General features: G+C 60.0%; 11 protein-coding genes. 2 read left to right on the top strand and 9 right to left on the bottom strand.

Going from position 1 to position 12,126, the window contains the following annotated elements; genetic code table 11:
- Positions 1–9: 9 nt before the first annotated feature.
- From DFR37_RS06975 to DFR37_RS07000, 6 genes are all read right to left on the bottom strand, one after another.
- Positions 10–1,263, bottom strand: a complete 1,254-nt coding sequence (locus tag DFR37_RS06975; RefSeq protein WP_113932519.1) for a cysteine desulfurase — start codon at positions 1,261–1,263, stop codon at positions 10–12.
- Positions 1,260–2,573 carry a Fe-S cluster assembly protein SufD gene (sufD, locus tag DFR37_RS06980; protein WP_113932520.1) on the bottom strand — a complete coding sequence of 438 codons (1,314 nt, stop codon included), beginning with the start codon at positions 2,571–2,573 and terminating at the stop codon, positions 1,260–1,262. The genes DFR37_RS06975 and sufD overlap by 4 nt, the downstream gene beginning before the upstream one ends.
- The gene (gene sufC, locus DFR37_RS06985; protein WP_113932521.1) at positions 2,570–3,349 is read right to left on the bottom strand and encodes a Fe-S cluster assembly ATPase SufC; all 780 of its coding nucleotides are present in this window, start codon (positions 3,347–3,349) and stop codon (positions 2,570–2,572) included. Before sufC ends, sufD begins: the two co-directional genes overlap by 4 nt.
- Before the next feature lie 15 nt (positions 3,350–3,364).
- Positions 3,365–4,813, bottom strand: a complete 1,449-nt coding sequence (gene sufB / locus DFR37_RS06990) for a Fe-S cluster assembly protein SufB (RefSeq protein ID WP_113932522.1) — start codon at positions 4,811–4,813, stop codon at positions 3,365–3,367.
- Positions 4,776–5,249, bottom strand: coding sequence for an SUF system Fe-S cluster assembly regulator (locus DFR37_RS06995; protein ID WP_113932523.1), 474 nt, complete (start codon positions 5,247–5,249; stop codon positions 4,776–4,778). Before DFR37_RS06995 ends, sufB begins: the two co-directional genes overlap by 38 nt.
- A 124-nt stretch (positions 5,250–5,373) precedes the next feature.
- Positions 5,374–7,173, bottom strand: coding sequence for an ABCB family ABC transporter ATP-binding protein/permease (locus tag DFR37_RS07000; RefSeq protein ID WP_113932524.1), 1,800 nt, complete (start codon positions 7,171–7,173; stop codon positions 5,374–5,376).
- Positions 7,174–7,306: 133 nt separating this feature from the next.
- Between DFR37_RS07000 and DFR37_RS07005 the strand changes: the two genes are divergently transcribed.
- A complete protein-coding gene (locus DFR37_RS07005) occupies positions 7,307–7,834 on the top strand; it encodes a sigma-70 family RNA polymerase sigma factor (RefSeq protein WP_170139848.1) in 528 nt (175 codons plus the stop codon).
- Positions 7,831–8,736, top strand: coding sequence for an anti-sigma factor domain-containing protein (locus DFR37_RS07010; RefSeq protein ID WP_113932525.1), 906 nt, complete (start codon positions 7,831–7,833; stop codon positions 8,734–8,736). The genes DFR37_RS07005 and DFR37_RS07010 overlap by 4 nt, the downstream gene beginning before the upstream one ends.
- Before the next feature lie 158 nt (positions 8,737–8,894).
- Here the strand turns inward: DFR37_RS07010 and DFR37_RS07015 are convergent, their stop codons facing one another.
- The 3 genes from DFR37_RS07015 to pheT form a co-directional block, all read right to left on the bottom strand.
- Entirely contained in the window at positions 8,895–9,281 is a 387-nt protein-coding gene (locus DFR37_RS07015; RefSeq protein WP_113932526.1) for a MerR family transcriptional regulator, read from the bottom strand.
- Positions 9,282–9,356: 75 nt separating this feature from the next.
- Positions 9,357–9,686 (bottom strand): integration host factor subunit alpha, encoded by a 330-nt coding sequence (locus DFR37_RS07020; RefSeq protein ID WP_113932527.1) that lies wholly within the window; start codon positions 9,684–9,686, stop codon positions 9,357–9,359.
- A gap of 12 nt (positions 9,687–9,698) precedes the next feature.
- Positions 9,699–12,110 (bottom strand): phenylalanine--tRNA ligase subunit beta, encoded by a 2,412-nt coding sequence (pheT, locus tag DFR37_RS07025; RefSeq protein ID WP_113932528.1) that lies wholly within the window; start codon positions 12,108–12,110, stop codon positions 9,699–9,701.
- Positions 12,111–12,126 lie beyond the last annotated feature (16 nt).

Genomic DNA, 12,126 nt, shown 5'->3' on the forward strand with positions numbered 1-12,126 from the left:
CGGCCATGCTTACCGCTCCACTCCAAACATTGTCTGTGCCGCGCCGATGGCTTTGACCAGCGCATCGATATCGTCCCGGTTGTTGTACAGGGCAAGCGAAGCCCTTGCCGTGCCCGGAATGCCGAACCGCGTCATGACCGGCATGGCGCAGTGGTGTCCGGCGCGTATTGCCACGCCGTCTGTGTCCAGGATGGTGCCCAGGTCATGCGGATGAATGCCGTCGACGACGAAAGAAAGTATGCCGGCCTTGTCGGCGGCGGTGCCTATAAGACGCACGCCGCTGACGGCCTGCAAGGCTTTGGTGCCGTAGTCGAGCAAAGCGCCTTCGTGCGCAGCAATGCGCTCAAGCCCGATATCCAGCACATAGTCGATGGCCGCGGCCAGGCCCACTACGCCGGCAATATTAGGAGTACCGGCTTCGAATCGTTGTGGCGCGTCGGCATAGGTGCTGCGCTCGAAACTGACTGTGCGGATCATGTCGCCTCCGCCCTGCCAGGGCGGCATGGCCTGCAGCAGGTCGTAACGCCCGTACAGCGCACCTATACCAGTAGGCCCGTAGAGTTTATGGCCGGAAAAGGCATAGAAGTCGCAGCCGATTTCCTGGACATCCACCGGCTGGTGCGCCACCGCCTGGGCCCCGTCGACCAAAACCAGCGCGCCGGCATCGTGCGCCAGCCGGGTCATTTCGGTAACCGGATTGATGGTGCCCAGCGCATTCGAGATATGTGCAATGGCGACCAAGCGCACGCGCGGGCCAAGCATCTGCTTGTACTGCTGCAGGTCCAGTTCGCCCTGATCGTTCAAGGGAATGACTTTAGTCTTGGCCCCCGTGCGTTCGCACGCCAGTTGCCACGGCACGATATTGGAATGATGCTCCAGACCGCTGAGGATAATTTCGTCGCCGGGCGAAAGCTTGGAACACGCCCAGCTTTGCGCAACCAAGTTAATGGCTTCGGTCGTACCGCGCGTGAAGACGATTTCATTGGCCTGAGCGGCATTGAGAAGCTGCCGCACGCGTTCGCGCCCCTGCTCGTACAAGTCGGTTGCGTGCTGCGAAAGCCAGTGCACGCCGCGATGAATATTGGCGTTGGATTCTTGGTAAAAGCGGCGTTCGGCCTCGATGACCGACTGCGGCTTTTGCGTAGTGGCGCCGTTATCCAGGTAGACCAGCCGCTTGCCGTGCACCAGGCGCGACAATATGGGAAAGTCCGCCTTGTTGCCCATGTCGAGCGATTCGGCGTGAAAATAAGCCGGCGCGTTCATGTCATGCTCCCTATCAATTCGTGGCCCGGCAATAGGCTTCGGATGGCGCGGGTAACCCGATTGCGCAAGGGCTCGGCTTCGATCCGGTTGATGGCCTGGGCGGCGAATGCGTAAATCAGGATACCGCGGGCGTGGGCCTCGTCCAGCCCTCGCGAACGCAGGTAGAACATGCTGGTTTCGTCGAGCTGGCCCACGGTAGCACCATGCGCACACTTGACGTCGTCGGCGTAAATTTCCAGTTCGGGGCGCGTATCGGCGCGGGCCAGGCGCGACAGCAGCAAGCTGTCCGAACGCTGGATGGCATCGGTGCCGTCCGCCCCGGGTGCAACGTGTATGCGTCCGGCAAATACACCCCGGGATGTATCGGCCAAAATACCGCGATAGTATTCGTGGCTGACGCCGAACGGGCTGGCATGGTCGATATACGTATGATGGTCGACGTGCCGGCGTCCGTTTACATAATAAAGACCGTTAAGCAGGGTTTCGCAGTGTTCGCCATTGAAGCGCGTGAGAATATCGTGGCGAGCCAGGCGGGCTCCGAACGACATCGAATGCGAAACATAGCTAGAGCCCTGGGCCTGGGCGACGTCGCTTGCGCCCAGGTGGAAAGCCTGTTCGTCTTCTTGTTGCAACTTAAGGTGGACAAGCTTGGCTTTGGGGGCCAGCGACACGCGCAACACGTTGCTGTTCAGGGATGCGCCGGCGCCCTCGCCCAGATAGTGTTCGACCAGCGTTGCCTGCGAGCCCTCTTCCAGGACCACCACGTTGCGCGAAAAGCTGGCGGCTTGCTTGGAAACGGCGATAAAAACCGCATGTATGGGCAAATCGACGTGCACGTCCTTGGGGATGTGCAGGCAAACGCCGTCGCCGGCCATGGCCAGGTTCAACGCATCCGTGCTGGAGCCGTCGCTTTCTGTACCCATGTGTTCTTGCAGATACTCGGGATGCGCCGCCAGCGCTTCAGAAAGCAGAGCAATACGCACACGCGCCGGCAAGGCGCCGACCTCGGATAAGTTCGGCGCATAACGCCCATCGACAAACACCAGCCAGTGTCCCGCCTCGCCGTTGCGCAATGTCTGCAAAAAGGCCTGGGGAACAGTGGCTGACGCTTGCGCCGCGGCAAACTCGTGCTGCTCGAGCGCGGCCAACGAAGTGTGATGCCAGTTCTCTTGCCGGCTGACCGGCCATCCTTCCTGCATGAATCGGTCGAAAGCGCGCTGGCGCAGTGCCGCCAGCCACGGCACATTGGCGCCGGCCAAAGCCCCCGAGCCCGACTTGAAGCCGGCCGCGAAGAATTCTTGCGCACTCATGCGGCTGCTCCTTGGCCGGGCTTGCCCGGCTTTGCCGCCTCGCCCAGCCAGCCATAGCCGCGCTCTTCGAGTTCGAGCGCCAGTTCGCGTCCGCCGGAGCGGACAATGCGGCCAGCCGAAAGCACGTGCACGAAGTCGGGCACGATATAGTCAAGCAAGCGCTGATAGTGCGTAATGACAATAAGCGAACGCTCGGGCGAACGCAGGCGATTCACGCCATCGGCAACGACCTTCAGGGCGTCGATGTCCAAACCGGAATCGGTTTCGTCAAGTATGGCTAGGCGCGGTTCGAGCAGAGCCATTTGCAGGATTTCATTGCGCTTTTTCTCGCCGCCCGAAAAACCTTCGTTGACCGAACGGTATAAAAATTCTTCCCTCATGCCGACGGCTTTCATTTCGCTTTTGACGCGGGCAAGGAAGTCCATGGCGTCCAGTTCTGGCAAGCCTTGATGGCGGCGAACCGCATTGACCGCGGTTTTCAGGAAGTACGCATTGGATACGCCGGGTATCTCGATGGGATACTGGAAGGCCATGAACAGTCCCGAGCGCGCGCGCTCTTCAACAGGCATGGCAAGCAAGTCCTGCCCCTGCCAGGTTACTGTGCCGCCCTCGATATGGTAGCTGTCGCGACCGGCCAATACTTGCGACAGCGTGCTTTTACCCGAGCCGTTCGGGCCCATGATGGCATGCACTTCACCCGCCTTGACCGATAGGCTCAGGCCGCGCAAGATTGGTTTGTTATGGATGGAAGCATGTAAATCGCGAATTTCAAGCATGTATAACCTCGTTTATCAACCTACGCTGCCTTCCAGACTTACGCCGAGCAGATTCTGTGCTTCGACCGCAAACTCCATGGGCAATTCTTTGAAAACTTCTTTACAGAACCCGTTGACTATCATCGACACGGCGTCTTCGGCCGACAGACCGCGCTGCATGGCGTAGAACAATTGGTCTTCGCCTATGCGCGAGGTCGTGGCCTCGTGCTCGACCTGGGCCGTGGGGTTTTGCACTTCAATAGTGGGGAACGTGTGCGCCGCGCATTTCTTGCCGATCAGCAAGGAGTCGCACTGCGTGTAGTTGCGTGCGTCCTCGGCCTTGGGCGTCATGCGCACCAGTCCGCGGAAGGTATTGCTGCCGTGGCCGGCGGAAATGCCCTTCGAGACGATCGTGCTGGTGGTATTGCGCCCCATGTGGATCATTTTGGTGCCGGTATCGGCCTGCTGGCGATGATTGCTTAACGCCACCGAATAAAATTCGCCAATGGAATCGTCGCCGCGCAGCACCACGCTGGGGTACTTCCAGGTAATGGCCGAGCCGGTTTCAACCTGGGTCCAGGAAATATGCGAACGCGCGCCGCGGCAGTCGCCTCGTTTGGTGACGAAGTTATAGATGCCGCCCTTGCCGTCTTTGTCTCCGGGATACCAGTTTTGCACCGTCGAGTACTTGATCTTGGCGTCGTCCAGCGCCACCAGCTCGACCACAGCCGCGTGCAGTTGGTTTTCGTCGCGCATGGGCGCCGTACAGCCTTCAAGGTAGCTGACGCTGGCGCCTTCTGCCGCGATGATGAGCGTGCGTTCGAACTGCCCGGTATCTTGCGCATTGATGCGAAAATAGGTGGATAGTTCCATCGGACATTTCACGCCCTTCGGTATGTATACAAAAGAACCGTCGGAAAACACGGCTGAATTCAGCGCCGCGTAAAAATTATCGCCCTGGGGCACAACGGTGCCCAGGTACTGGCGGACCAGGTCGGGATAGTCTTTGACCGCTTCGGAAAACGAACAGAAAATAACACCGACATCATGCAGTTGCTTGCGAAAAGTAGTTGCCACCGAAACCGAGTCGAACACCGCGTCCACCGCCACGCCGGCCAGCCGGGCACGTTCGTGCAGGGGCACGCCCAGTTTTTCGTAGGTGCGAAGAAGTTCGGGGTCGACCTCGTCGAGCGACTTGGGGCCGTCGGCCTTGGACTTGGGCGCCGAGTAGTAAATAATGTCCTGAAAGTCGATTTCGGGAAAACCCAGCTTGGCCCAGTCGGGCGGCGTCATGGTCAGCCAATGGCGGTAAGCCGACAAGCGCCATTCGAGCATGAACTCGGGCTCGCCCTTCTTGGCCGACAAAAGCCTGATGGTATCTTCCGACAGCCCCTTGGGTATCGTGACGGACTCGATGTCGGTAATGAAACCGGCCGCATATTCCCTGTCAAGGAACGAGTCGATTTTTTCGGTCGCTGTTTTCATGCGATAAAACCTCTGGTTCAAAATGCATAGATATAGGCTGCGCCATATCGGCGATACTGATGTCTTCAAGCGTGCGGCGCACGACATTGTTGATGCGCATCCAGTTCGAGCGGATGCGGCAGTCGGCTTCGAAACTGCACACGCCGGGCGTTGCGCTGCATTCGGTCAGCCCGAAGGGCTGGTCGTCCAGCGCATCGACCACCTGGGCGATGGAAATCTGCGCGGCCGGGCGATTAAGCGCATAGCCGCCGCGCGCGCCGCGCATGCTGCGCACCAATTCGTGGCGCCCTAGCGCTTTAAGCACCTTGCTGACCGTGGGTTGGCCGATTCCCAGCGTCCCGGCCAGGTCGGCCGCGCTGTAATGGCGCGAAGGCTCGCTGGCCATATGGGTCAGGACCAAAGTGCCGTAGTCGATAATTTTGCTGACACGCAACATAAAAATTCCGTAGCCGGTAAAATGCCTGGTGTTGATCAAAACAATTAAAATTGCCCGCGAGACAAGCTTGCGCGCTTAGCCATACAGTACCATTTTAGTACTGTATCTGTCAAGAAACACACGGCTATTCCTGCACAACGGCCTCATCGTCCTGACCGGCCTGTTGCATCATCCACATCTGCGCATAACGGCCGCCCAGAAGCAGCAATTCGCGGTGCGAGCCCTGCTCGATCACGCGGCCGTGATCCAGCACCAGAATCTCGTCGGCGTCCACTATCGTAGATAGTCTGTGGGCGATGATCAGAGTTGTCCGATCTCGTGCGATCTGGGTCAGTTCGTCCTGGATTTCTCTTTCTGTGTGCGTATCCAGGGCGCTGGTGGCCTCGTCGAAAATGAGAATGGGAGGATCCTTGAGCAAGGTCCTGGCAATCGCCACACGCTGCTTTTCACCGCCTGAAAGTTTCAAGCCGCGCTCGCCAACCTGGGTTTGGTAGCCTTCGGGCAAACTCATGACGAAATCATGGATCTGCGCCGCCTTGGCGGCCCGGATAATGTCCTCTTCGGACGCGTCGGGGTTGCCGTAGGCAATGTTGTACAGAATGCTGTCATTGAACAGCACCGTATCCTGAGGCACGATGCCGATATGGCGCCGCAGACTCTCTTGGCTTACCTCGCGCAAATCGGTACCGTTGATGCGTATGGCGCCTTCGCTTACATCGTAGAACCTGAACATCAGCCGGGACAAGGTCGACTTTCCCGCCCCGGAAGCGCCTACCACAGCCAAAGTCTTGCCGGGAGGAATACAGAAGTTCACATCGAAAAGGATTTGCCGGTTGGGCTCGTAGCCGAATTCCACATGTTCGAACTGGATGCCGGCCTGGTCTGCCTTCAGGTCGGGCGCCCCGGCTTTGTCGGCGACCTCCTCGTGTTCTTTCAGCAAGCCGAACATGCGCTCCATATCGGCCAGCGCATGCTTGATTTCACGGTACACAAACCCCAGGAAATTAAGCGGCGCGTACAGTTGAGTGAGGTAGGCCGAAACGAGGACCACGTCGCCCACTGTCATGGTCTGCGCGACCACGCCCGCCGCCGACAACCAAAGCAGCAGCGTCACGCCCGTGGTGATGATGAGGCCCTGCCCCATATTCAGAAAATTCAGCGAGACCTGGTTCTTGACGGCCGAGTCGACCCAGCGTTCCAGGTTGCGATCGTAGCGCTCGATTTCGTAGTTCTCGTTGCCAAAATACTTGACAGTCTCGTAATTGAGCAAAGCGTCGATAGCCTTGCTGTTGGCCTTGCTGTCCAGGTCGTTCATGCTGCGCCGATACACCATGCGCTTTTCGGTTACCAGCAACGTAAAGGCAATGTAGGCCAGTATCGTACCTATCGTCACCACCGCGAACAACAAGTCATAGCGCCACAGCAGCACGGCGGCCACCATGCCGATCTCTAGCAGAGTCGGCAATACATTGAATACGGTAAAGTTAAGCAGGAACCCTATGCCTTTGGTGCCTCGTTCGATGTCGCGGCTAAGGCCTCCGGTCTGGCGTTGTAAATGAAAGCGCATCGACAATGCAAACAAATGCTTGAACAAGCGGGTGGCGATGCGCCGGATCGACCCCTGGGTTACCCGCGCGAACAACGCATCGCGCAGCTCGCCGAACACACTGGTCGACAAGCGTGCAAAACCGTAGCCCAGCAAGGCAGCCACGGGCAATACCAGCATGGTTTGCGGCATGCCCAGTTTATCGACGATGTCCTTGAGATACAAAGGCAGCATTACGCTGGCGACCTTGGCGGCTATCAGGCAGCCCATGGCCAGCAAGACTCGCTCTTTGAACTGCCAAATATAAGGAAACAACGACTTGATGGTCTGGATGTCGTCGCGGTTTTTGGGCGCCGGGCCCGTATGGCTGAATTTCATGCTTTCAATTGAAAAGGCGGCCGCATGGGCCGGTACACGTATAGTATCTTGGCCTGGAACGCAGCGCTTGGCCGCACGCCGGGCGCCAACCCTAATACAATATGCACCGCTCCCCCGAAACACTGGAGATTCGATGCCTGCCCACTCTTTCGATTACGAAGCCAATCTTGCTGCCTGCGCCCGAGGCAACCAGGCGGCACTGCGCGACTTGTACCATCAGGAATCACCCTGCATGCTTGCGCTGGCTGTACGCGTGCTTGCCGACAACAGCGCCGCCCAGGCCATAGTTCGCGATTCCTTTGTCCTGATCTGGAAAAACGCCGCCAGTTATGATCCGCAGGCCGGCACCGCCCGGGCCTGGATATACAGCATCATGCGCTACCGCATCATGAACCGCCTGCGCCAGGCTGGCCGCCCCACGCCGGCAATGAAAACCGGCTGGCAGGCGGAACTGCCCTCGCAACCCGCCGCGGGCAAAACTCCCAGCCTGGTGCGCGCGCTGGAAGGCCTGGACAAAACTCAGCGCTTGCCCGTGCTCATGGCATATTACGGCGGCCTTAACTACGAACAGATCGCGGCCCTGACGCATGTTTCGCAAGAACAGGTCAGAACCCACGTGCATGCGGCATTGGCCGCCATACTCGAGGCCCAGACCGCATGAGCAGCACCAACAACCACCCATTCCTGACCGCCGAATATGCCCTGGGCTTATTGAATCTGCGCGAAACCGCCCAGGCGCACGCCTTGCTCGGCTCCGACGACCAGGCCGTCATCAGCGCGCTGAAATGGGAAGACCGCTTCCTGGCGCTGGCCGATCAACTGCCCCCGCTAGAGCCCCCTGCCGACCTGCTTTTGCAGATCCAGACCGCGCTGGGACACGACACCACGGTACCGTTGCGGCCCAGCGCCGTGCCGCCGGTAAAAACGGCAAGCCCCGCGCCGGCGCAGCCCTCCTTGCAGAAGCCTCTGAAGCAGGCGCCCAAGCCGTCCAGGCCGCCGCAGGCAACCGCTCCGGCCAAAAAGACCGCGGCGCCGGCGCAAAGCGCGCCGCGCGCGGGCTTCTGGTCCAGCCTATGGCTTTGGCGTGCGATCGCCGTTGTCCTGGCGCTGGCGCTGGCGACGGCCATGCTGTCGCCACGGCATACATCCGACTCTACGACAGCGTTTTCCGCGGCCGAGCCTGAAGAAAGCAGTTCCATGGCCCAGCCGCCCGCGCAAGCCCCTGCTCAGTTGGCCGCCGTGCTGCAAGCCCCTGGCCAGTCTTCCACTCCAGGCTGGATCGCCACTATCGACAGGCTCGGGAATCTGATCCTGACGCCCAAAGTCGCCATCGAAGTGCCCCAGGACAGCGCCGTGTACTTATGGACCCGACAGGACACTGAAGCGCCACGCCTGGTGGCCGCCCTAAGCCCCAATACCCCGGCAACGGTGCCGGCCAGCGCCACAGGCCCGCTGCCGGCGGGGCAGATCTTCGAGATAACCCAGGAAGTGCGCGAAGCAACGCCGCCGCAAGCGCCCAGGGGGCCGATCCTGTTTATCGGAAGGCTGGTCGCACTGAACTGACCGCCAAGCGCAACGGTGCCTGACAGCACCATGAAAAACACCCCAGAAACGGAATGAACGTCCATTTCTTGGGGTGTTTTTCAAATCGAAGCGTCTTTGCCGGCTACGGCCGACAAGCGGCTATGCGGTCAAACCGCCCAACTGCCGAAATACGCGGATCAAGAACCTTCCAGCGCCTGCGCAAGCATGTCCCGCACCGCGACAAGGTCGGTGCGCAAGGCCTGGAACTCCTGGCCGCTTAGGCGCACCGCGGCATCCTGGTCGTGTGGGGCGTCGCGTACGTCGCCAAGGCGATTGCGAGCACCGCTGATCGTAAATCCTTGCTCGTAAAGCAAGTCGCGTATGCGGCGGATAAGCAGCACTTCGTGATGCTGGTAGTAGCGGCGGTTGCCGCGGCGCTTGACCGGCTTGAGCTGCGTGAACTCTTGTTCCCAATAGCGCAGCACATGCGGCTTGACGCAGCATAGGTCGCTGACCTCGCCGATGGTGAAATAACGTTTGGCCGGGATAGGCGGCAAAATAACAGGTGTTTCGGGTTGACTCATGTGCAGATTTTAGGCCGATTAATGAACAGCTCGAATAAAGCCGAATAACGCATATGCCAGCGCCATGCGCCCGGATTAATCTGTGCCGGCCGAAGCTGGCCGCCCGCCGGTCAATTCGACCACGCTCTTGAGCTTCTGGCTAGCATGGAAAGTAACTACGCGGCGCGCCTCGATGGGAATGACTTCGCCGGTTTTAGGGTTGCGGCCGGGACGCGGCGGCTTGTCGCGCACCTGGAAATTACCAAAGCCCGAAAGCTTTACCTCGACCCCGCGAGCCAGCGAGTCACGTATCTCTTCGAAAAACGTGTCGACGATGTCTTTGGCTTCGCGCTTGTTCAAGCCGACGCGCTCGAACAGCAACTCGGCCAGTTCTGCCTTGGTTAGCGTACGCGGATCTGAATTCATTGCTTAAGTTCCTTATGCGCGCAAGCGCACTCCGTGTGCGCTGACTAGCGCTTGTAATAACAGACTCATGCACTGCTCGACCCGGGCGTCGTCAAGCGTTACTTCGGGGTCTTGCAACCAAAAATGGAAAGCCATGCTTTTTTCGGAAACATCGCCCGCTGCCTTGTCACGCCAGACATCAAACAGCTTTATGTCCTTGATAACGCTAAGAGTAGCATTAGACGCGATGGTTTGGGACAGCGTACCCAATAAATCCTGATACGAAACTTTAACATCGACCCATACCGCAAGGTCGCGCACCACGATAGGCTGGCGCGACACTTCCGTCGGCTGCGGCAGCCTGGCGGCGGAAATAGCCTGCACGTCGACCTCGAACACCACCGGCGCGTGCGTGAGCTCGGCCTTCTGGGCCAAGCGCGGGTGCAGCTCGCCCAGCCAGCCTATGTCGCGCCCATCCAGGACCAGGCGTGCGCTGCGTCCCGGATGCAAAGCCGGGTGCGTTGCCGCCACGCACACCAACCCCCCAGCCTGCTCGCCCAGCAAAACTTCGACATCCATTTTTACATCATAGAAGTCGACATGGCGCGTGGGCGTACCCCACTGTTCGTCCACCGCGGGGCCCCAGGCAGCGCCGGCAAGGCGTTGCGGCTGGTCCACTCCGGCGACGGTCAAGTCGGTATCGCCCACCGAGGCATCGCGCGCAAACACGCGCCCAAGTTCGAAAACACGCACCCGGCTTTGCTTGCGATTGGCGTTATGGACGATATTCGCGACCAGGCCGCCTATCAGGCCGGAGCGCATGACAGCCAATTGGCTGGCTATGGGATTCAAAAGGCGGATAGGGTCGCTATTGCCGGCGTAATCCGTTTCCCAGGCCTCTTCGACGAAGGAAAAATTGACGACTTCCTGGTAGTCCAGGCCGGCCATGATGCGGCGCAAAGCATGTGGCCCGCGCAAGGTTTCGGGCGCCACGCGCATCTCGGCCCTGGCCAGCGGTGGCAAGTCGGGAATGCGCTCGAAGCCGTAGACACGCGCCACTTCTTCGATGAGGTCTTCTTCAATGAAAATATCGAAGCGATACGATGGCGGCGTCACCGTGAACACGCCGTCCTGCAGCGTGAACGGCAAGTTCAGGCTGGTAAAGATGCGCTCGACTTCGCTTTGCTCGACCGGCACGCCCAGAATGCGATGGCAGCGCGCCAGGCGCATGTCCACCGGGGCCCGCGGCGGCAGATTGACGATCTGGTCGTCGATCGGGCCGGCCTGGCCACCGCAAATATCGATGATCAGCCGGGTCATGCGTTCCAGGTGCTGCGGGATCGAATCGAAATCCACGCCGCGCTCGAATCGGTGGCTGGCCTCGGAGCTGAATTTGAAACGCTTGGAGCGGCCCATGATGGCTTCGGGCCACCAGAAAGCCGCTTCCAGGTATATGTCTGTGGTGTCCAGCGTTACAGCGCTGGCTTCACCGCCCATGATGCCGGCCAGGCTTTCGGGCATGCCGCCGGCTGCGACAATGCCGACATCGGGTTCCAGCGTCACCGTCTGGCCGTTAAGCAGTTCCAGCGTCTCGCCGCTGCGCGCCCAGCGTACCGTCAGACCGCCGTCTACACGCTGCAGATCGAACACATGGGTGGGACGGCCCAACTCGAGCATGACGTAATTGGAAATGTCGACCAAAGCCGAGATCGAGCGCTGCCCCGCGCGTTCAAGGCGCGACTTCATCCAGGCGGGCGTTGCCGCGCGCGCATTGACCCCGCGAACCACGCGCCCGGCAAAGCGGCCGCATAAATCGGGCGCCTGCACGTCCACGGCAAGGCGGTCTTCGAGCTCGACCGGTACGGCGTCAAAAGCCGGCATGATCAAAGGTACGCCGGTCAACGCCGCCACTTCGCGCGCCACGCCCAATATAGAAAGGCAGTCGGCGCGGTTGGGAGTCAGCTTGATCGTGAACAGCGTATCGTCCAGGTCCAGCGCTTCGCGTATGGACAGCCCCACTTGCGCATCGGCAGCCAGTTCAAGCAAGCCGCCATGGTCCTGGGAAATACCCAGCTCGCGCGCCGAGCACAGCATGCCGAAGGACTCGACTCCACGCATCTTGGCCTTGCTTATTTTCATGTCGCCGGGCAGCCGCGCGCCAATGCGCGCCAAAGGCACTTTAAGCCCCGCGGCCGCGTTGGGCGCGCCGCAAACGATTTGCAAAAGCGAGCCGGAGCCATCGTCCACCTGGCAAACACGCAACTTGTCGGCATCGGGGTGCGGCGCAATCTCGACAATATGCGCCACGACGATGCCGGTAAAAGGAGGAGCGGCCGCCGCGGTCTCCTCGACTTCCAGCCCCGCCATGGTCAGGCGGTGCGACAGCTCGTCGGTGCTGAGGCCGGGATTGGCGAACGTACGTAGCCAGGATTCTGGGAATTGCATAATAAGTCAGGTCCGT

This window comes from Eoetvoesiella caeni (assembly GCF_003315175.1).
GTDB classification, from domain to species: domain Bacteria; phylum Pseudomonadota; class Gammaproteobacteria; order Burkholderiales; family Burkholderiaceae_B; genus Eoetvoesia; species Eoetvoesia caeni.